We start from the raw sequence: 21,861 nt of genomic DNA on the forward strand, positions 1-21,861 counted from the left end.
GTTCACCTCGCCTGTCGGGATATATTAAGCAAAATTCCGATTGCCGTCAACATCAGGGTCAGGGAAGAGCCGCCATAGCTGATTAAAGGTAGGGTGATGCCGGTTACCGGAAACATGCCGATCACGACGCCGATGTTGATCATGACCTGAACGGCGATCATGCCGGTGATACCGACGGCGAGCAGGCATCCGAACGAATCGGACGCCGTCATCGCCGTTCGGATGCCCCGCCAGACCAGCACGGCGAAGAGTCCGAGTACGAAGGCTCCCCCGATAAAGCCGAGCTCTTCTCCGATGATCGAGAAGATGAAGTCCGTCTGCGGCTCGGGGAGGTAGCTGTGCTTTTGCAGGCTGTGGTTGAAGCCGAGCCCGGCGAGTCCGCCGGGGCCGATCGCATACAGCGACTGGATGATCTGGTAGCCCGTGCCGAGAGGATCGGACCAAGGGTCCAAGAACCCGGCGATCCGTTTGAGGCGGTACGGTGCGGCAAGGATGAGGCCGGCGAAGCCCGCGAGTCCGCCGAGACCGAGCAACCCAAGATGGAACATCCGGGCGCCCGCCGTGTAAATGACCATCAAGGCTGCTCCGAAGAGCACGACGCCGGTACCGAGGTCCGGCTGGAGCATGATGAGTCCGAAGGCAAGCCCGACAAGCAGGAGCGGAGGAACCAAGCCCTTCCAGAATTTCGCCAGGTCAAACCGTCCGGACGCGAGCAGCTTGGAGAGATAGATCAAGAGACCGAGCTTCATGAATTCCGAAGGCTGAATGCCGAAGGAACCGATGCCGAGCCAACTGCGCGCACCTCCGCGCACGACGCCGATACCGGGGATCAAGACAAGAAGCAGGAGACCGAAGCAAGCGAAGAGCAGCCACTTGGACCACTTGCCCCACACCGCGTAATCAGTGCGCGAGGTGACAAACATTCCACCTATGCCGAGAAGAGCAAAGAGCAGCTGGCGTTTCGTGTAATAGAGCCGGTCTCCAAAATCGTGGAACGATAGAACGGCGCTTGCGCTGTACACCATCAACACGCCGATGGTCAAAATCATGAGCGCGGCCGTCAGCAAAATGAGATCCGGCGATTTACGTCGTTGAGTCATGCTCCGTCCCCCTAGCCAATCCATATAAGGGGCGGACGTTCTGCCGATCACTCTGTGGACATGCCCCTAGTTAAAGGGTATGCACGGACTCCTTAAACATGCTTCCCCGCTCTTCAAAGGAGCGGTACATATCCCAGCTGGCGCAGGCCGGCGACAGCAGCACCACCTGCCCGGCCACGGCGATTTCGGCGGCAAACCGCACCGCCTCCGCCATGGCCTCCCGGGGATCGGAGGTCTCCACCGACCGAAACTCAGGAACTCCTGCCTCCTTCGCTACTCGAAGCAGCTTGCTCTTGGTTTCCCCCAAGGCAACCAACCCCTTCACCTTGTCGTGAAAGTAAGGAGCCAGATCGTCATATTCCATGCCGCGGTCAAGCCCGCCTGCAATTAGGATGACTTCCGCCTCGAACGCTTCGAGATCCTTGATCGTCGCCGCCGGATTCGTCGCCTTGGAGCCATTGACATATGATATTCCATTAAGGTCGCGCACATGCTCAAGCCGATGCTCAACCCCACGAAACTCTCGCAGAGCGGCGATCACCGCCGCAACTGGCGCGCCGGCGCACAGGGCTGCAGCGGTGGCAGCTAACGCATTCTGAATGTTGTGACGGCCGGGAACCCCCACCTCCGCCGAAGGAAGAAGGAACGTTTCCGTACCGTCGAGACTGCGCCAAGCGATCCACTCCCGCTCTTCCTTGCGGCTGAGGAACAGCCCGTGAGGAAGCTCCTCGGTCATGGAGAAAGGAACGATCTGAGCTTTAATCCAGGGGATGAGAGAACGGCAGTAAGCATCGTCCCAATTCAGGATCGCGAAATCATCCGGTCCTTGATTTGCAAACAGCTTTGCTTTGGACCCTGCGTAGTCCTCCATCGAGCCGTGATAATCCAGATGCGTCTCGTAGACGTTCAGCAGAAGGGCGATGTGCGGCCGGAAGGAGCTCGTTCCCTTCAGCTGAAAGCTGCTCAGCTCCACCACCATGTAGTTATCGTCTGTCGCCTCCGAGCAAGCATCGCAGAGAGAGCGACCGATATTGCCCGCGAGAATAGGCGACATGCCAGCCTTGTCCAACATGCGGTGAATCCAAGTCGTCGTGGTCGTCTTGCCGTTGGACCCGGTTATCCCGATAAGGGGAGCTGGACAGATTTGATACGCAACCTCCACCTCGGTCACTACTTCAATCCCGAGCTCCAGAGCTTGCCGGATCGGGTCCGCGGAGTAAGGAATGCCCGGGTTCTTAACGACGAGCTCGACTCCGCGGTGGATGATGCCCTCCGGATGACCCCCGCAAAGCACAGAAACACCCAGAGACGTTAGTTCCTCCGCCTCCGGGCATTCTTCAAGCGTTTTTTTATCGTTGACCGTCACCTTGGCGCCGAAGCCGTGAAGCAGCTTAGCTACCGCTACGCCGCTCCGGGCAAGACCGATGATGACGACCTCCTTGTCTTTGTAGTCTCTCGGATGCCGCATACCGTTAGAACACCTCGATCAGATAGAGTCCGAGTCCCGCGAGAAGGAAGCCGACCGCCCAGAAGGTGATCACGACCCGCCATTCCGACCATCCGGACAGCTCGAAATGATGGTGGATGGGACTCATTTTGAATACCCGTTTTCCACGGGTCTTAAACGAAACAACCTGAATGACCACAGACAGAATTTCGATGATGAATATCCCGCCAATGATGAAGAGCACCACTTCCGACTTGGTCAGAATCGCGGCAGCGGCAAGTCCTCCGCCAATGCCGAGCGAGCCCGTGTCACCCATGAACACCTTCGCCGGATGTGCGTTGTAGACGAGGAAGCCGAGCACGGCCCCCACCATGGCGGCGGAGAAGATCGCCGTCTCCGGGTGGTGAAACTTCATGGCGATGATGATGAAGGCGCCGAACGCAATCGCGCTTGTCCCCGAGAGGAGACCGTCCAGGCCGTCGGTAAAATTGACCGCGTTCGTCATCCCCAGCATAAACAGCACGATGAGTGGATAATAGAGCCAGCCCAGAGGAAGGCTGTACCCCGTCAGCGGAAGCGGCAGATCCGTGGAATGCCCGTTCTGGATCAGCAGGAAGCAGACGGCCGCTGCGACCACCAGTTGGCCGAGAAGCTTCTGCTTCGCCGTGAGCCCGAGCGACCGCTTGAACACAATCTTGATATAGTCGTCAAGAAACCCCACCAGACCGAAGCCGAGCGAAGCCACGAGAAGCACGATGAGCTCATTGTTCTTTTCTCCAAAGCGCAGCGCAGACAAGGACAAGGCGAGTAAGATAATGATTCCGCCCATGGTGGGAGTACCCTTTTTCTTTTGGTGGGCAGCCGGCCCTTCATTTCGGATCTGTTGACCGAATTTTAACTTGCGAAGGACGGGAATGATCAGCGGACCTACGAGCAGCGCGAGCACGAAAGCCACGCCCAAAGGAAAAAGAACTTCTTTCAACTCCATCAAAGTAGACAACTCCTATTCGATAACCTTCATTCAATTAAGGGCCGATAACGCGCTACCATAGCTTTCGCAGCAGCCTTTCCTTTTGGAACCGGGGCGTTAGCGGAATCTTTATCCAAACTTTCGAACATCTGAACGAGAAACATGGACAGCAAGCAGGTTCACGATTTCTCTGATACAAGCAGAACGATTCTAGTACAACAGATATGCCTCGGCGGGCCGATCCATTCCTGTGGGACAAACATTTTCCCATGGAGGGTCAGGTGCTTTCAAACCGCTGAGATATGGAAAAGGATAATCAAGTCGCAAGGAGCGCCTGAGCCGCATCCTCCAGCCGCATGCCGCGCGATGCCTTGATCAGCACGACATCGCCAGATCGGACGTCGGCCCGCAAAGCCTCGATCAGCTTTCCTTTATCCGTATAATAAAGCACACTTTCCTCCGAAAGACCAGCCTTCGCGGCCTCGGCCAGAGATACCGATAACGGGCCGTAGACATACAACCGGTCCACACCCGCCTCTGCCGCGGCATGGCCGACTTCCGCATGAAACTCCGCTTCGCGGCTACCCAGTTCCAGCATATCACCAAGCACGGCGATTTTGCGGCTCGGCCCCTGTCCTACGGCTTCGGCGAGAAGCGCGAGCGCCGCCTTCGTGGAAGTGGGACTGGCATTATACGCATCGTTCAAGATGACGGCTCCGGACGCGGCGATCTTCCGCTCGATCCGCATGCCCGTAATGGCGGCGGAAGCGAAGCCTTGACGGACTTGCTCGTCGGAAACTCCCAGGTAACGCGCAGCCGCATAAGCGGCGAGGGCATTGATCACGTTGTGACGGCCGATGAGCGGAATCCGGAATTCCGGTGCGCCCGAAGCGTTGATGCGAAACCGGCTTCCGTCGCTCTCCTGCTGAATCTCCGCTGCATACAGATCATTTTCCCTTCCCGCGCCAAAGCGGAGAGTTGTCATTCCTTGCGGCTGCGGCATTTCGGGCAGAACCTGCTCGATCAGCGGCTCATCTCCGTTATAGATGAAATAGCCGCCAGGAGCAAGACCGGATAGAATCTCCGTCTTCGCTCGGGCGATCTCCTCTCGGCTTCCGAGCTGAAGCAGATGGGATTCGCCAATGTTCGTGATGATCGCCACATTCGGTTCGGCGATGCTGGTGAGCAGCGCGATTTCGCCTCGCCCGCTCATGCCCATCTCGATAATAGCCACGTCCGTCCCTTCTTCAATCTGCAGAAGGGTGATCGGCAGGCCGATATGATTGTTCAGGTTGCCCGGCGTCTTATGGACGGAGAAAGCAGCGGACAAAGCGGAAGCCGTCAAATCCTTCGTCGTCGTCTTTCCGTTACTGCCGGTGATGCCAACGACCTTCAGACCAAGCTCACGCCGATATGCACGTGCCAAGCGCTGAAGTGCGGCAAGCGGATCGTCCGCCACGAGCAAAGGCGGAGCGCCTGCCGGAATTTCGCGGCCATCCTGCCAGAAGGAGGCGGCCGCTCCGTTCGCCACAGCTTGCCCGATGTAGTCGTGCCCATCAAAGGTCTCGCCCGTGAGCGGAACGAACAAGCTGCCTGGCTTTAAGGTCCGGGTATCGGTCGAAACGGAGGTGATCACGAGGCTCCCCGCTTCCGGATCGGCCGCTTCCAGTCGAGCTCCCGCCCATTCGGCAATTTGCTGCAAATTTTTAATCATTGGATTCGTACTCCCTTTATCGCGTCCCGCACTTCTTCCCGATCATCGAAATGATGGCGGATTCGATTGATTTCCTGATAGGTTTCATGCCCCTTGCCCGCAATCAATAGTACATCGCCAGGGCCTGCCTGTTCAACCGCCTTTTTGATCGCGGCTCGCCGATCCTCGATAATCTCGTAATGACCGGCGCCGGTTTGGGAGAGCCCCCCCTCGATTTCCCGCAAAATTGCAGCAGGGTCCTCCGTGCGCGGATTGTCCGAAGTAGCCAGCACGTAATCGCTGTAGCGACCGGCAATCTCTCCCATGATCGGCCGTTTCGTCCGGTCCCGGTCTCCACCGCAGCCAAAGACGGTGATGACCTTCTTCTCCGCGAATTGGCGGATGGCCGCCAGGGCGTTCTCCAATCCATCAGGGGAATGCGCATAATCGACCAGAGCAAGAAAATCCTGCCCTGCCTCGACCATCTCCATCCGCCCCTCCACAGGGGGCATTTCTTCCAGGTGCTCTCGGATGCTGGCCAGAGGAACGCCTTCCAGAAGAACGGCCGTGATGGCGGCGAGAGCATTGTAGACATTGAATTTGCCGACCAGCTTCGTGCAGATATCGGATGTTCCCGCATAGGAGACGAGCCGGAATTCCGTCCCCCGGTTCGTCAACCGGACGTTCTCGGCCCGAACGTCGCATTCGTTGTCGATGCCATAGGTGAGTGTATGCGCCGTCGTCATCGCAGCGAAGGCGGCGGAAGCGGGATCGTCCGCGTTAAGAACGGCGTATTGACGTCGCTCGGGATCGGATGAGAATTCATTCCCGAGCCGCGAAAAGAGCAGCCCCTTGGCTGCGAGATAGTTTTCCATCGTCTTGTGGTAATCCAGATGATCCTGGGTCAAATTGGTAAAAATCGCAGTCCGATAACGAACACCTTTGACCCGCCCGAGATCGAGGGCGTGACTCGAGACTTCCATGATCCCGTAATCCGCTCCCGCTTCCACCATGCGGTTGAAATTCTTTTGCAGCACGAAGGCTTCCTGTGTCGTATTCGGGGTGTCAAATACCTCCCCCGCTATGACCGTCCGGATCGTTCCCATGAGGCCGGTTCCATGTCCCTGTGCCCGCAGCAAAGAATCGATGATGGCCGTTGTGGTCGTCTTCCCGTTCGTTCCGGTAACGCCGATGACCTTCAGACGCTCGCTCGGGTATCCATAATAATGGCTGCTGATCACTGCAACGGCATAATGGCAATCCTTCACCCGGATCGAGGGAATCGATAAGGGGAGCGGCCTCTCGACAACGAGTGCGGCAGCTCCTCTCTCGATGGCGAGTGCGGCATAGTCATGACCGTCCACCGTGAAGCCGGGCAGGCACACGAACAGATCACCCGGGGCGACCTTGCGCGAATCGGTCGCGATCCCGGTAATCTCCGGATCACCACCTGTAAGCTCGGCATGCGGAAAAAGGGAGGCCAAAGCGCTCAGTTTCATTCCGGCCTTCCCCCTTTCGTCACTAGATATGTATAGGATAGGTTTGCTTTCATAGCCTCTTCGTTCCTTCCTGGAGTGTCCCTTCATTTATATCCATTCTACACTTGCTTTAATCAACAAGAAACCCCTAAGCCTGAGCGGATTTCCGTGAGAAAGGGAAACAGGGGAGAACCGGTTCTCCCCCGTGATGCCCCGCTTTTTTCGCAGAGAAAGATGGCCTTTCATCTTCCTCCTACTTGTGCATACGGAATGGACTACTCCGTCCGTTGTCCTTTCAAAAAAGCGGATTCTGCACTCCTTCCCCATCCCATGGACACGAGCACTTATCCATCCAAAAGGGTTGGATGAGAACCTACTATTTCGCCTTGCTCTCGGTCAGATAGATGCGGATGGTCGATCCTTCGTCTACGCGGGTGCCCGCCTTCGGCACCTGATTGGTGACGACAGTACCGGTGCCGGACTTCACGAGCCGGAAATCGGACCGCATATCCTCGAAGATGTCTGTGACGGTTCTGCCGATCAAATTCGGAACCTCCACGGTTTTCACATCTCCATACGTATATTCACGAGAAAGCTGATCCTTGCTGGGCTGAACGCCCATGTACCGAAGGGCGTCTCCGAGCATATTCTTGACGAGCGGCGCCGCCACAACACCGCCGAATTGGACGCCCTGCGGATTATCCACCGCCGCATAGATGACCACCTTCGGGTTGTCGGCCGGTGCAAAGCCGATGAAGGAGACGATATGCTCGCTGGCCGAATAGCGGCCGCCTACGACCTTCTGGGCCGTACCTGTCTTGCCTCCGACGCGATACCCGTCGAGGAATGCGTTCTTCCCTGTCCCTTTGGCGACGACGCTTTCAAGCGCATAGCGAACCTGCTTGGAGGTCTCCTCCGAGATAACCTGCCGCTTGACTTCCGGTTCAACGGAGTTAACCTTTTCTCCGGTTTCGGGGTTATACCAGGCCCGGACCACATGAGGTGTCAGCAGATTGCCGCCGTTGATTGCTGCTGATACCGCGGCAATCTGCTGGATCGGCGTGACCGACACCCCCTGTCCGAAAGCGGTGGTGGCCAGCTCGACCGGTCCGACCTTCGGAAGCTTGAACAGGATGCCGTTTTCTTCTCCGTTCAGGTCGATCCCGGTTTTTTTGCCGAATCCAAAACGCGAGATGTAATCGAACAGCTTCTCTTTGCCGAGACGTTGTCCCATCAACACAAAGCCCGGGTTGCAGGAGTTCTCCACCACCTCAAGCATCGTCTCGCTGCCATGGCCTCCTCGCTTCCAGCAATGGAGCGTAGCCCCCGCGACCTTCACGCTGCCGGAATCGAAGAACGGCTCGTTGAACGTGATCTTCTTCTCCTGAAGCGCGGCGGCGAGGGTGATGATCTTGAAGGTGGAACCGGGCTCGTAGGTCATCCAGATCGGCAGGTTGCGGTTATAGACTTCCGCGGGATATTCGCCGAATTTCTCGGGCTCATAGCCGGGGCGATTGCCCATGGCGAGGATTTCCCCCGTGTTCGGGTCCATCATGATCGCCCATGCCTGCTGCGCCTGCGTCTGGGTCATCGTATTGTCGAGCTCCCGCTCTAAGACGGATTGAAGATAGTAATCGATCGTCAATTGGAGATTGAGTCCGTCCTTCGGCTCGTTGAATTCTTCCGATGAGCCGGGCATCCGTTTCCCCGAGGCGTCCGACAGAAACGAAACGCTTCCCTTCACTCCCGTCAATTCCTTGTCGTATTTGGCCTCGACCCCCGTCAGCCCCTGGTTGTAGCCGCCAGTGAAGCCAAGAATATGGGAAGCGAGCTGCCCATAGGGGTAAAATCGCTTGTTATCCTCCGCTACGACAATACCGGGCAGATTGAGCGCCCGGACCTGCTTGGCTTTTTCCTCGGTCAGCTTGCGCCCGCCGGGTTTGATGTCGACCAGCATCTTGTTCACGCTGATCTGCTTGTAGATGCTCTCTTCGGGCATCTCGAGAATCGGGGCAAGCTTCTGAGCGGCCGCCCGCTTGTCCTCCACTTGTGCGGTAACCGCGAAGATGGAAGGCGAGCTGATGTTATAGGTCAATCGAACGCCGTTTCGATCCCAAATTTCTCCGCGCTTGTCGGCATGCTTGATTTCCCGCCGCCAGGAATCCTCCGCCTTCTCCGTCAGTTCGGGGCCAAGCCACAGCTGGACATAAGCCAGCCGAAAGATCAGCGCCGCGAAGACAAAAGCTCCGCCCAGCAAGGCGAACCAGAGCCGGCGGCGCATGGTCACGGATGACAGCTTCATGGCAGTTCCCTCCGAATTCGTCAAGTATGGTTCCTCACATGACTATTCGGGACAACCGCCGGATAGAACAAGCCTGTCGACCCGTCGGCATTCATGGACAGCACATGCCCATGATGGGAAGCGACCTAAAGTCGGCAGCGAAATGATGAGAGATGGCGTCCAGTGTCCGAGCCGCTCAGCTCGAATCCGCTTAACCGGAGCCCGGAACCGATCCGGTATTCGATTCACCTGCCGGTGTTTCGTTCGCTCCATTCGGGGTAGGCGACGTCTCGCCTCCAGACGGCGAAGCTGAAGCCGCAGAGCTGCTGTCCGGCTCGCTGAACGGCTTAAGGGTGAGTTCGAGGACTTTTTTCGCTCCTTGGCCGGTAACCTTTTGCACCACGACGAAGCCTTCGCCTTGCACCTTGTATTCGATTTGCAGGAGGGTGGCGATCTCGACCGCATCGCGGAGCGACATCCCCGTCAGATCCGGCACATTCGCATTTCCAACGGCACCGGCGACCAAGACGACTCCTCGGCCAAGCGATACCTCCGTTCCCGGAGCGGGAAGCTGCTTCGTGACCTTGTCTCCCGAACCGAGCACATCGGGATGAAGCCCGGCTTGCGTCAGCTTCGCCTTCGCTTCCTTCACCGTGAGTCCGGTCAGCACCGGAACCGAAGCCGTCGCCTGTGCCTGAGTGGTCTTCGTCTTGCTGTCCGCCGATTGAATGCCGAGGTAAGCCAGCGTTTCAGTCATGACATTCTTGAAGACAGGCAGGGTGACCAGCCCCCCTTCATGATAGGTCGGGATCTGCGGCCGGTCTGCAATGACGCCGATCAGGATTTGCGGATCTTCCAGAGGAGCATAGCCATAGAAGGATACTACGTATTGGTTGTCGGCATAAGTCTTTTGCCCTTCGGGAACGATGTTCGCTGTCCCCGTCTTGCCCGCGATCCGGTATCCGCTGATCGCGGCGCTAAGCCCGGTTGCATGCTCGTCCGTCATGACATGCTCGAGTGCGAGCGATGTCTGCCTAGCCACCTCCGCGCTGACAACCTGCCGCACCACCTCCGGCTTGCTGCTTTGGACCGCTTTACCTGTCTTCGGATCCGTGATCTTCTTGATGATATACGGCTTCATCAGCTTGCCGTCGTTTGCAATGGCGGCAAAGGCCGCCGCTTGCTGCAGTGCGGTCACCGACACCGATTGGCCGAACGTAGCCCGCGCATAGTCAGACTCATAGCGGAAGTTGGTGTTACCCGCCGCTTCTCCGGACAGGTCGATGCCCGTCCGCTGACCGAAGCCAAATTTATCTACATAGGATTTAAATTTTTCCTTGCCTAGTTCTTCATATCCCAGCTTGGAAAAAAGAACGTTACTGGAACGGACCAAGCCTTCCATAAAGGAGATCGGCCCCCAGCCGATCCAATTGTGGTCACGGATCTCCTTCATTCCTTTAAATTTGACGACACCCGACTCGAATATGGCTTGCGGCTTCCACAAGCCCTGCTCGATCGCTCCGGCCAATGTCACGATCTTAAATGTGGAGCCCGGTTCAATCTGGTCGGCAATGGCTCGGTTCCGGTATGAGGCTTGATCATACTGCCAATACTCGTTCGGATCAAAGTCCGGTGTACTTGCCATGCCGAGAATTTCCATCGTCTTCGGATTCACGGCTATCGCCGTCATGCTCTTCGGATTGAACTCCGCTTGTGCGCGTCGCAGCTCTTTCTCCAAATAATATTGGATGTTCTGGTCGATCGTCAGCTGCACGTTATTCCCATCGACAGGAGCCGTGAGGCTTGCCTTGGATCCAGGAATCTCAATTCCTTTCAGGTCCTTCTCCTTCACGAGCTTGCCCGGCGTTCCGGTCAGTTGATCATCCAGGCTTTTCTCAAGCCCCATGACCGCCTTTCCCTCATCTTTGCTGACATAGCCAAGGATTTGCGAGGCCAAGCGGTCGAACGGATAATAGCGCTTTTCGGTTTCTTTCAGATAGACGCCCACCGAATTGTAATAGAGCTTTCCCTGTGCCTTTAATTGCGCCTGCAGCTTGGTGATGAACTCCTCCACTGTGCGCTTCTTTTCGGCGTTCAGCTGCCAGCCTTCCTTCTTGACCTCCACCTCGATCGCGTATTGGTCTTCTTTGGGAGCTGGCCGCTTCTTCGTGGCGAGCTGGTACAAGCGATCCTCCAGTTCCGCTACATAAGTGGCATCGTCCTTCTGCTTGAGAACCTGGGCCAAGCCCTCGGCAACGTCCTTGGCGATTCCGCGATCGTGGATGATCTGCGGGTTAAGGGCCACGGTGTAGGCGGGAGCTTCCTCGGCCAGCGTCCGCCCGTTGCGGTCGGTGATCGATCCACGGACTGGCTTGAGAATTTCTTCCGACGTCCACATCTCCTCCGCCTTCTCTCGGAGTCCGGCGGCTTCGACGACTTGAATCCAGTAGATTCGACCGACCACGATGAAAAACAGCAGGAAAAAAAAGACTCCGATCAACAAGGACCGGATTTTTAAGGTTTTATCCATTTGGTGTTATTCACTCTCCCCGCCGGCTATCGGGATGCCGTCTCACGCGATTTTGAGTTGTCGTCTTGACTCGGCTTCTGATCTTCCTTGACAGGTTTAAAACCTCCGGCGACCGCTTCCGAAGAGAGCTTCTCCGGATTTTTGACCGTCCACAGCATGGCCTTCAATTCCGCATTCTTCTCGTCTTGTTCCTTCATCTCATTCTTCGTCTGATAGATATGATGATTGGCGTTATAGAGCTGCGAATTGAGCAGAACCAAGCCGCCAAGCATTCCCATAAGAGCGAAGCATGCTACAAGGTATACGAGCTTTTCCAGAGCAGACAGCTTGAGCGTTTTGCGGACCGGAGCCGGATTCGGGCGATTGCGGGTCTTCTTCGTCTCATGCTGCCGTTCCGCTTCTCTTACCGCCAGGTTGCCATACGTATACGCCAAGATCATCTACTCCTTCTCTTCGTTTAATTTCTCCGCGACCCTCAGCTTAGCCGATCGCGCGCGCGGGTTGTGCTCCAGCTCTTCGCTAGTTGCTTCCAGCGGCTTGCGGTTCACGAGCCGCAATTTCGCTTTTTTTCCGCAGATACAGACAGGAAAATCCGGGGGACATGTACAAGTTCCGAGCATTTTCGCGAATGTCTGCTTGCAAATCCGGTCCTCCAGAGAATGGAAGGTGATGACGGACAGCCTTCCTCCAGGAGCGAGACATTCTACGGCCTGCTCAAGTGAATCCTCAAACGCCTTCAATTCGTCGTTAACCGCGATGCGCAGCGCTTGAAAGCTGCGTTTGGCTGGGTGGGGCCCGGTTCTCCGTGCTGCCGCCGGAATGGCTTCCTTGATGATCTCAGCCAACTGCACCGTAGACCGAATCGGCGAAACCGCACGCTCGCGTAAGATAGCGGAAGCAATTCTCCGGGAAAACTTCTCTTCCCCGTATTCAAAAAGGATTTTGGCGAGCTCGTTCTCCGCCCACGTATTCACGATGTCCTCAGCCGTTAAGGGAGAGCTTCGGTCCATCCGCATATCCAGCTCCGCGTCTTGGTTATAGCTGAATCCACGCTCGGCTTCATCCAATTGGGGAGAGGACACGCCTAGATCGTAGAGAATGCCGTCCACCTGCGGAACGCCTTCTCGCTCAGGAACCGGAAGCTTGGCCAATTGCTCGCGTATGTATCGAAAATTGCTTTTCACCAACATAACCCGATCCATGTAGGGAGCCAGTCTTTCTCTTGCGTGAGCAAGCGCCGTTTCATCCTGATCGAAAGCGATCAGCCTGCCGTCCGGTCCGAGCTCGGCGGCGATCCGTTCGCTGTGCCCGGCTCCGCCAAGCGTGCAGTCAACGTAAAACCCATTGGGACGGATGTGAAGTCCCTTCACCGCTTCTTCTTTCATGACGGTTACATGATGAAACATCTGCATGAATCCTCCTGACTGCCTTTAAAGATCGAAATTAAAATCCACCAGCTTCTCGGCGATCTCGTTGAAGGATTCCTCGGATTTATGCGAGTACTCCTCCCACACGCCTTTGCTCCAGATTTCCACCCGATTGGAGACGCCGATCACGACACATTCCTTGTCCAGCTTGGCGTGCTCCGTTAAGTTCTTCGGTAAATTTACCCTTCCCTGTTTGTCGAGCTCGCATTCAGTCGCCCCGGAAAAGAAAAAGCGGGTAAACGCCCGAGCATCCGACTTCATCAGGGAGAGAGCCTTCAGCTTCTGTTCGAGGATTGCCCATTCGGACATTGGATAGACGAACAGACACTGATCCAATCCGCGGGTAATGACAAAGGTGGTTCCAAGCTCATCCCGGAACCGAGACGGAATGGTGAGGCGGCCTTTTTCATCAATGCTATGTTGGTGTTCCCCCATGAACATTGATTTAGGCACCCCTTTCCTCCACTTTGCCCCACTTTTCTCCACGCATTATAATATTTATTCTTACTGAATGCAAAAAATCCTGCCTCTACGGCAGGATTTTTTTAATAAATTTCATATTTGAGCTGCACGGTTAACCAAATCCATTCGATTCTCGAACGAGATCCATTTACTGCCAGCTTTGCAGGTATGCTTTTTGCTCTTCGCTCAAGGTATCGACGCTGGTTCCGAGCGACTCCAGCTTGAAGCGGGCCACCTGCTCATCCAGCTCATAGGGCACCGTCAGAACACGGTTTCCGATCGCCTTGTATTGTTCATTCACATATTTCAAAGACATGGCTTGCAGTGCAAAGGTCATATCCATAATTTCGGCTGGGTGTCCGTCTCCCGCTCCGAGATTGACGAGACGTCCCTCCGCCAGCAAATACAGCTTGCGGCCGTCCTTCAGCTTGTACTCCTCAATATTGTTGCGAACCGTTCGTTTCGAGACGGATTGTGCCAACAGCTCCGGCTTGTTGACCTCAACATCAAAGTGACCGGCGTTGGCAAGCAGCGCTCCATCTTTCATCACTTCATAATGCTCGCCGCGGATGACCGACTTGTTGCCGGTTACCGTAACGAACAGGTCACCCCGCTTGGCTGCTTCCGCCATCGGCATGATGGCAAAGCCGTCCATGTAGGCTTCCACGCCTTTGATCGCATCCACTTCGGTCACAATGACGTTTGCTCCGAGCCCCTTGGCTCGCATCGCAACGCCTTTACCGCACCAACCATAGCCAACGACAACCACGGTTTTGCCTGCTACGACAAGGTTTGTTGTCCGATTGATGCTGTCAAAGACGGATTGACCGGTTCCGTACCGGTTGTCAAACAAGTATTTGCAATAAGCGTCGTTGACGGCGATCATCGGGATCTTCAAGGAACCTTCCTTTTCCAGTGCCTTCAGTCGGATAATCCCGGTGGTCGTCTCCTCGGCTCCGCCGCGAATGGTCTTAAGCAGATCGGGGCGTTCCGTGTGCAGCAAAGTGACCAGTTCGCATCCGTCGTCGATGATAAGATCCGGCTCCGTTTCCAGCGCCTTGATCAGAAACGACTTATACTCTTCGGGGCTTGGCTTATATTTGGCGTAAACGGTGATTCCGTCCTCGACAAGCGCTGCGCAAACATCATCCTGGGTCGAAAGCGGATTGCTGCCCGTAATCGTCACTTCCGCTCCTCCAGCTTGAATGACTTTGGCGAGATAAGCGGTCTTTGCTTCCAGATGTAGCGAGATGGAGACCTTCAGCCCTTTAAACGGCTGTTCTTTCACAAACTGCTCCTTGATCCGGTTCAGCACCGGCATGTGAGCGTCCACCCAATCGATCTTCAGATGACCTTCCGCCGCGAGGGCGGGATTTGCGATAATGCTTCTTTCTTTGGTAGTCAAAGCTTTCGCCTCCTTCTTAAAAGTAAACGGCCCGATGTTCTCCCCATTCCTCCGTGACGTTGTCCGTCAGCTCCCAGAGCCAGCTATTGCCGTATTTGACGAGATAGGCGAGCAGGTTGTAGACCCTCTCTTGCGGCTTCCCGCCGGGATAAAGAGACATCCCAATGCGGTCCCATTGCCGGATCGAAGCATCGAATTGCGAGCGGTAGGCTTCCGTCGATCGGGCTTCCAGAAACTCAACCTGTTCCATGATTTTCATCAGATTTACGCTGGCCAGCTTCGCCATCCCCGGATTGATGCTCGACACGAGCTCAACCACCGGTCGATAGTCTTCACGCAGGCGTTCCTTGGCTAGCGCGAATGTCTCCTCGATTCCGAGGTTATCCTGCTCCTTCAGCCAAGCCTGCTTTCTCTCCTCCAAACGCTGGAAGACATCCGCCAGCGACAAATCGTATAAGCGCATGTGCTTGGCAACCGTTCCCTCAATCAGGGTAAAGCTTTTGCGTGGGATGAGGATCGGCATGTCCAACCCGAACGCTTCGAAAGCGGACCGTGTCAGTCCCCAATAAGCCAATTCTCCGGGACCAAGCACCGATCCGAGCACCGGTAAAAGGTAATCCTGCATCAACGGACGGGTCAGGACATTGTTGCTGAAGTCCTGCGGAGAGTTCTCCAAACGGGTGAGCAGCTCCTCCAGCGTGAAGGAGCGTTCTCCTCTGCGGTCGGTAAACCGTCCATCCTTGCGATAGAGGAGAATACGGTCCCCTGTCTCCTCATCGAAAAGGAACAGATTAGCTCCGTCCGGATTCACATCCGCCTGCGGAGCATAGCCAAGCCGTTCCACCGCTTGCCGACCGGTAAGTAGAGCATCCGTCAATTCTGGCTGGCGAGTGAGCAGCTCCCGGAAAAAATCCCGTTCGCAAGCTCGAAGAGCGGGATCGTCCGAATCGAGCAGCACCAACCCTTGTTCACCAAATTGCCAAGCCAGCATGCGAGCAAAAAATTCGGTGAGCGTCGGCGATTCGGCGGCGATTTTCTTCAGCTTTTCCATGAGGGCCGTCTTGAATTCCGTATCCAATAAAGAGGCTTCCAAATCCAGAAGCACCGGCTCCCAATCCGGAATCACCGTGCGGCTCACGGAAGTCCGATTCTTACCAGGCTGAGGTAAAACGATCTTCTCCGTCTCCAAGCGAGGATTCAGATAAGCAATATGATTCACTTCATCAAAATCATGGTCTTCTCCCGCAATCCAGAAGACGGGAATAACCGGTCGGTTTAGCTTCGCTTCCGCAACGCGCGCAGCATGGAGAATAGTGACCGCTTTGTAGATGACGAGAAGCTCCCCCGAAAACAGCCCAGCCTGCTGACCTCCGGTCAAAACCAAAGCCCGAGGGTCCTGCAGCCTTTCGATTTGACGAATCGCTTCATTCGCATTGCCGATCTTCTTATTGAATGCGAGCAGCGCGTCCGCTACCTGCTTGCGGTCTGCAGCAGGAGCCGTTCGATCATCCCGCCTTGCCGCCCGGAGTTCCCATGCGGCCGAATCCCAAGGATTATAAGCATATAAGTCCTTTACTCGTCCGTAATCCCGGCGGTATTCCTCCGCCAAGGCTTGCCCCGATGCGAGCGTGATCGTTTCCAATATCAAAATGAACAAGCCCCCAATTCGAACCGGCGGCTCCTTCGCGGTCGCCGTCGGCAGTTCATTCTGATTGTACATGCGGTTCTGCAAAAAAACAACCAAATTGCCGTGGTGCCTTGACTCTCTTCGTCCTAGGGTATCTGGGCTTTTTTCACAACCCAGTTCTTATGGTACACTGATTAGATACGCCCACAAGAGTTCATTTCACGCCCCATATGGTAACGAATGGCTACCGAAGCGAGGAGGCGATTTGCATGCAAATGGCACTGCATTTCGATAAATTGATCGAGCAGCAGTTCACACACAATGATCGAAAAAGCCTATTTTACCTGGAAAAAGACGGGAGTCCGCCGCTGTCGCCTACCCGTCAAATCATGAGCTTTGTGCAACAGCACCGTTCCGACTTGGCCGAATGGATTCGTTCTGCCGTTACATCGGGGGAAATCAAAGACTTGCTCGGTAAACTGGCACGTTCTTGCATGACGAGCTTCTTTCAAGCGAACCAGTTTATTCAGCTTCCTCCAGAAAGCCAGAACGAATTGGAGCACTTGTATCGGCAATCCATGCAAGAAATGTACTCCAAGCTCCTGAGTTCATCGTCTGCGACGGAGCACCTGTTGACCGAATGCTTCCGCAATCACTATCAACGACTTCGATCCTTTTTGATTCGAAGCAACGGCTCCGATCTGTTCCGCTCCTACAGCCGCAGCCCGCTGATTCCGCAAATCATGAACGCAGAATATACAGCAGAGTTTCAATTGCGGGTGCTTGGATTGGGTGAACCGGATGCTCTAGCTACTCCCATCCTCGATATTGGCTGTGGAACGCAGGCTCATCTTGTTCAATCGCTGCGAAGGCGCAACATCGATGCCTACGGCCTTGAGCGCGGAATCAGCCGCTATCCGTTTATTTTGAATGGAGACTGGCTACTCACCGATTATGGAACTACCGCTTGGGGAACCGTCATTTCGCATATGGCGTTCAGCAATCATTTTCACCATCATCATCTGCGGAATAGCGGGCAGGCAACCGCCTATGCCCAAACCTATATGAACATCCTTTATTCCCTCAAAGAAGGAGGCTGCTTCGCTTACGCACCAGGCTTGCCTTACTTTGAAAAGCTGATTGCTGACGATCCGCGCTTTCAAGTAATCACAACACAGGTGCTGGGCGAGCTCTCGGCCACAAGGGTGTACCGCATCCAATAAGAGATCGCTTGGCAGTCCCTCTCAAGGATCTTCTTTGTACTCTTGCCTTGCAGTCCACAGTCGCCGTGTCTTCTCGCAAAAAGACGCACCTTCGGAATGATCCACTCGATCATTCCGAGGTGCGTCTTTACTGTTAGGTTTTCCTTCTCGAAAAAAAACAAAAACCGCCCCGGCTGGGGCGGCTATAAAATGGGAAGGTTCAATCAACAAGGTCAAACTGGCTGTGCAGGTCAAACGGGTTTTAGTAAACCCAACAAAAACTTATGAAATTAGTACAGGTAGCAAGCCGCAAAGTGGCCTTCTTCAATTTCCTTCATCGGGGGCATTTCCTTGGCGCATACATCCATCGCATGCGGGCAGCGCGTCCGGAACGGACAGCCGCTCGGCGGATTCAACGGGCTCGGAACTTCGCCCTGAAGGATGATCCGTTCCCGAGTACGCTCTACTTCCGGGTCCGGAATCGGAATCGCAGACAGAAGCGATTGAGTATACGGATGAAGCGGTTTGGCGTACAGCTTAGCGGAGGTCGTAAGCTCCATCATTTTGCCGAGGTACATAACGCCGATGCGGTCCGAGATGTGCTTAACCATCGCCAAGTCATGCGCGATGAACAAGTATGTCAAGCCGCGTTCCTTCTGCAGCTTTTGGAACAGGTTGATAACTTGAGCTTGAACGGATACGTCAAGCGCAGAGATCGGTTCGTCAGCCACGATGAATTCCGGTTCGATGGCGAGCGCACGGGCGATCCCGATCCGCTGGCGCTGACCGCCGGAGAATTCATGAGGAAACCGGCCCGCATGCTCGGAGTTGAGGCCAACCGCTTCCAGTAGGCTGTGAACACGTTCCGCGCGTTCCCGACGGTTTTTGACCAAGCCGTGAATGTCGATGCCTTCGGCAATGACATCCCCTACCGTCATCCGCGGATTCAGCGAAGCATACGGATCTTGAAATACCATCTGCATGCTGCGGGTATAATTGCGGCGATCCTTCGGATTCATGTTCTTGATGCTCTTGCCGTTATACAGAACATCGCCGGCGGTAATGCCGTACAAACCGATGATCGTCTTGCCGGCGGTAGACTTGCCGCAACCAGACTCACCGACAATCCCAAGGGTTTCTCCCTTGCGAACACCGAAGGTGATTCCGTCGACAGCCTTCAGCTTTTTGTTGCCAATCGCAAAATGCTTTTTCATGTCCTGAACTTCAAGGATATACTTCTGTTCAGCCATTAAACCGCACCTCCCGTTTCAACCGGACGCTCGACATGCGGTGCATCCGGATGGCAGAGCCAACAAGCGGCACGATGCTCGCCCTTGATGACAAATTTTTCTGGATCGTTCTCCAAACATACTTTCATGGCGTAAGGACAGCGGTCGGCAAACGCGCAGCCTTTGGGAGGCGCGAACAGATCGGGAGGCGTGCCGGGGATTGGAACCAGATCGCTCTTGTTCTCCGCATCCAGACGAGGAACGGAGCGCAGGAGACCCCAGGTATACGGATGACGAGATTCATAGAAAATTTCGTCTACCGTGCCTTCTTCCACAATCTTGCCCGCATACATGACGATAACGCGATCCGACATTTCCGCGACCACACCAAGGTCATGGGTGATCATAATGATGGAGGATTCGGTCTTTTCTTTCAGTTCCTGCATAAGCTCAATAATTTGAGCTTGGATCGTTACGTCGAGAGCCGTCGTCGGTTCATCCGCGATCAAGAGCTTCGGGTTACAGGCGAGAGCGATCGCGATCATGATCCGTTGGCGCATCCCGCCGGACAATTCATGGGGATACTGCTTCAAGCGGCCTTCTGGATTGGAAATTCCAACGAGCCGGAGCATTTCCAGAGAACGGGCCATCGCCTGCGATTTGTTCATGCCTTGGTGCTTGATCAGGCTTTCACTGATCTGTTTTCCTACCGTCATGGTCGGGTTCAGCGAAGTCATCGGGTCTTGGAAGATCATGCCCATTTCCGAGCCGCGCACCTTTTGCATTTGACGCTCCGACAGCTTGACGATGTCGGTTTTCTCGTCAAAGACGATGGAGCCATTCTTGATGAAGCTAGGGGGAGCCGGTACAAGGCGCATAATCGTTTGAGCCGTTACGGATTTGCCGCAGCCCGATTCGCCGACAATCGCCAGTACTTCTCCTTTATCCAAATGGAACGTAACGCCGCGCACCGCTTGTACTTCACCCGCATAGGTCTTGAAGGAAACGTGCAGGTCGTCCACGTCCAGAATCCGTTTGGTTTCTTTGGTTGTTGCCATTCCTTTCACCCCTTATTTACGCAGCTTCGGATCGAGCGCATCGCGCAGTCCGTCGCCGAGCAGGTTGCAGCTCATGAGAATCAAGCTGAAGATAATCGTCGGTATGATCAAACGGTAGGCATGAAATTGAAGCACGCTGATCCCGTCGCTGATCAAGGCGCCAAGGGATGCCAAAGGCGCTTTAATCCCAAGACCCAAGAAGCTGAGGAACGCTTCCGTAAAGATCGCGCTGGGGACGACAAATGTGATTTGAACAATGATAATCCCGAGAGCATTCGGGATCAAGTGACGCAAGATGATCCGCCAAGGGCTCGCTCCGAGGGTCCGTGCTGCAAGCACGAATTCCTGCTCCTTGATTTGCAGAATTTGTCCACGAACCAACCGAGCCATCCCTACCCAACCGGTAATGGAATACGCGATGATGATCGTCGTGATCCCCGGCTCCAGATACATGATCAACAAAATCGTTACCAGGAGATAAGGAATCGAGTAGATAACTTCCATAATCCGCATCATGATATCGTCAACGCGGCCGCCAAAGTACGCAGAGATGCCGCCATAGAGGACGCCGATCACGAGGTCAACGAGAGCTGCAACCACGCCGATGAAGAGCGAGATGCGAGTTCCCCACCAAACACGCGTCCACAAATCGCGGCCGAATTCATCCGTACCGAACCAAAACTGCTTGCTCGGCGATTTGTCAAGATTACTGTAATCCTGGAAGTCGTACGTGTGATTCGTAAAATACGGAGCGATGATCGCCATCAAGGTGAGGACGATCAGGACGATCAAGCCCCCCATGGCGAGCTTGTTCTTCCGCAGCCTTCTCCAGGCGTCCGCCCAAAAGTTTACAGAGGGACGAACAATCTTTTCGGTGCCCAGATGTTCCCGTTCGACCGGAAGGAATTGATCTTTGCTGATTTGCTGCATCGTTTACGCCCTCCCTTTCGAAACACGAATTCGAGGGTCAATTAACCCATATGCCACGTCAACGATGAACAAAGCTATCATCAGGATCGCAGAATAGAAGATCGTGAGTCCCGCGATCATCGTGTAGTCATTGGAATAGATGGCTTGCACGAAGTGCTTGCCGAGACCAGGTACCGCGAACACTTGCTCGACAATCAGGGTACCGGTGATCAGGTTGACCGTAATGGTTCCAAGAGCCGTAACAACAGGAATAATCGCATTGCGAATCGTATGCTTCCAAACGGTTGCATTCGGCGATAACCCTTTCGCTTTCGCGGTCTTGATATAATCTTGACTGAGAACGTCCAGCATGGAAGCTCTCATGAGACGAGCCAAAACGGCAATTGTACCGAAGGACAGCGCAATCGCTGGCAGTACCCGATATTCCGGCCCGTTCCACAGTCCGGGAGGAAGTCCGAGAACGCTCAACTTAACGCCGACATAGTAAGAAAGAAGCGGGCCTAATACCATCGAAGGTACCGATACACCGATAACAGCGGTGAACATGGCCGTGTAATCAAGCCCTTTATTATGGTTCAAGGAAGCGATAATGCCGAGGAACAGACCGACAATGACCGCAATTAGCAAGGCCCACAGGCCGAGTTCAGCAGAGGCCGGGAAGGCTTGAGAGATTTTTTCGGTTACCCGAGTTGTAGGGAATTGATAGGAACGACCCAGATCACCGTGAAGGGCATTCCACATATACTTGAGATACTGCTCCCAAACGGGCTTGTCCAATCCATATTGAGCCATCAATATTTTTTTGGCATCCGCAGACAATTTCATGGATGCTTCGCCGAACGGATTGCCAGGAAGGTTCTTCATCAGGAAGAACACCAGGGTAACGATAACCCACAGGGTGACAACCATATAAAGAAATCGGCGAACAATAAACTTTACCATAAGGCACCACCTAAGCCAAAATTATGATTGCTGCCATAGACACGCGCAAACGGCTCCTTCCCCCTGTTGATCGGGTGAGG

At 54.9% G+C, this 21,861-nt stretch carries 17 protein-coding genes; 1 reads left to right on the forward strand and 16 read right to left on the reverse strand.

Annotation, left to right across the window (positions count from 1 at the left end):
• Positions 1-2: 2 nt before the first annotated feature.
• The 12 genes from spoVE to bshC all read right to left on the reverse strand — a co-directional run bounded on the left by spoVE (position 3) and on the right by bshC (position 16,513).
• On the reverse strand, positions 3-1,100 hold the full coding sequence (spoVE, locus tag BN2684_RS08945) for a stage V sporulation protein E (protein ID WP_058301832.1): 1,098 nt from the start codon (positions 1,098-1,100) through the stop codon (positions 3-5).
• Positions 1,101-1,170: 70 nt separating this feature from the next.
• On the reverse strand, positions 1,171-2,568 hold the full coding sequence (murD, locus tag BN2684_RS08950) for a UDP-N-acetylmuramoyl-L-alanine--D-glutamate ligase (RefSeq protein ID WP_058301833.1): 1,398 nt from the start codon (positions 2,566-2,568) through the stop codon (positions 1,171-1,173).
• Between the two features lie 4 nt (positions 2,569-2,572).
• Entirely contained in the window at positions 2,573-3,535 is a 963-nt protein-coding gene (gene mraY, locus BN2684_RS08955; RefSeq protein ID WP_058301834.1) for a phospho-N-acetylmuramoyl-pentapeptide-transferase, read from the reverse strand.
• A gap of 298 nt (positions 3,536-3,833) precedes the next feature.
• The gene (locus BN2684_RS08960; RefSeq protein WP_058301835.1) at positions 3,834-5,231 is read right to left on the reverse strand and encodes a UDP-N-acetylmuramoyl-tripeptide--D-alanyl-D-alanine ligase; all 1,398 of its coding nucleotides are present in this window, start codon (positions 5,229-5,231) and stop codon (positions 3,834-3,836) included.
• The gene (locus BN2684_RS08965) at positions 5,228-6,709 is read right to left on the reverse strand and encodes a UDP-N-acetylmuramoyl-L-alanyl-D-glutamate--2,6-diaminopimelate ligase (RefSeq protein ID WP_058301836.1); all 1,482 of its coding nucleotides are present in this window, start codon (positions 6,707-6,709) and stop codon (positions 5,228-5,230) included. Before BN2684_RS08965 ends, BN2684_RS08960 begins: the two co-directional genes overlap by 4 nt.
• A 355-nt stretch (positions 6,710-7,064) precedes the next feature.
• On the reverse strand, positions 7,065-8,990 hold the full coding sequence (locus tag BN2684_RS08970) for a stage V sporulation protein D (RefSeq protein ID WP_058301837.1): 1,926 nt from the start codon (positions 8,988-8,990) through the stop codon (positions 7,065-7,067).
• Between the two features lie 190 nt (positions 8,991-9,180).
• The gene (locus BN2684_RS08975) at positions 9,181-11,499 is read right to left on the reverse strand and encodes a penicillin-binding transpeptidase domain-containing protein (RefSeq protein WP_058301838.1); all 2,319 of its coding nucleotides are present in this window, start codon (positions 11,497-11,499) and stop codon (positions 9,181-9,183) included.
• A gap of 26 nt (positions 11,500-11,525) precedes the next feature.
• Positions 11,526-11,933, reverse strand: coding sequence for a hypothetical protein (locus BN2684_RS08980; RefSeq protein WP_148449930.1), 408 nt, complete (start codon positions 11,931-11,933; stop codon positions 11,526-11,528).
• Positions 11,934-11,939: 6 nt separating this feature from the next.
• Complete coding sequence (gene rsmH / locus BN2684_RS08985; protein WP_058301840.1) at positions 11,940-12,905, reverse strand: 16S rRNA (cytosine(1402)-N(4))-methyltransferase RsmH; 966 nt, start codon at positions 12,903-12,905, stop codon at positions 11,940-11,942.
• Positions 12,906-12,929: 24 nt separating this feature from the next.
• Positions 12,930-13,367 carry a division/cell wall cluster transcriptional repressor MraZ gene (mraZ, locus tag BN2684_RS08990; protein WP_058301841.1) on the reverse strand — a complete coding sequence of 146 codons (438 nt, stop codon included), beginning with the start codon at positions 13,365-13,367 and terminating at the stop codon, positions 12,930-12,932.
• A gap of 169 nt (positions 13,368-13,536) precedes the next feature.
• Positions 13,537-14,793 (reverse strand): adenosylhomocysteinase, encoded by a 1,257-nt coding sequence (locus BN2684_RS08995; RefSeq protein ID WP_058301842.1) that lies wholly within the window; start codon positions 14,791-14,793, stop codon positions 13,537-13,539.
• Positions 14,794-14,809: 16 nt separating this feature from the next.
• Complete coding sequence (bshC, locus tag BN2684_RS09000; protein WP_082651929.1) at positions 14,810-16,513, reverse strand: bacillithiol biosynthesis cysteine-adding enzyme BshC; 1,704 nt, start codon at positions 16,511-16,513, stop codon at positions 14,810-14,812.
• Positions 16,514-16,689: 176 nt separating this feature from the next.
• Here bshC and BN2684_RS09005 point away from each other — a divergent pair, with 176 nt between their 5' ends.
• Positions 16,690-17,643: a hypothetical protein gene (locus BN2684_RS09005; protein WP_058301843.1), complete on the forward strand. Its 954-nt coding sequence runs from the start codon at positions 16,690-16,692 to the stop codon at positions 17,641-17,643.
• Between the two features lie 269 nt (positions 17,644-17,912).
• Here the strand turns inward: BN2684_RS09005 and BN2684_RS09010 are convergent, their stop codons facing one another.
• From BN2684_RS09010 to BN2684_RS09025, 4 genes are read right to left on the reverse strand one after another with little or no spacing between them, the layout of a single operon-like run.
• Entirely contained in the window at positions 17,913-18,872 is a 960-nt protein-coding gene (locus tag BN2684_RS09010) for an ABC transporter ATP-binding protein (protein WP_058301844.1), read from the reverse strand.
• Entirely contained in the window at positions 18,872-19,909 is a 1,038-nt protein-coding gene (locus BN2684_RS09015; RefSeq protein WP_058301845.1) for an ABC transporter ATP-binding protein, read from the reverse strand. The genes BN2684_RS09010 and BN2684_RS09015 overlap by 1 nt, the downstream gene beginning before the upstream one ends.
• A gap of 12 nt (positions 19,910-19,921) precedes the next feature.
• Positions 19,922-20,839 (reverse strand): ABC transporter permease, encoded by a 918-nt coding sequence (locus BN2684_RS09020; RefSeq protein WP_058301846.1) that lies wholly within the window; start codon positions 20,837-20,839, stop codon positions 19,922-19,924.
• A 3-nt stretch (positions 20,840-20,842) separates the two neighbouring features.
• Positions 20,843-21,781, reverse strand: a complete 939-nt coding sequence (locus BN2684_RS09025) for an ABC transporter permease (RefSeq protein WP_058301847.1) — start codon at positions 21,779-21,781, stop codon at positions 20,843-20,845.
• Positions 21,782-21,861: the final 80 nt, after the last annotated feature.

Source organism: Gorillibacterium timonense, from assembly GCF_001457415.1.
Taxonomy (GTDB): Bacteria; Bacillota; Bacilli; order Paenibacillales; family NBRC-103111; genus Gorillibacterium; species Gorillibacterium timonense.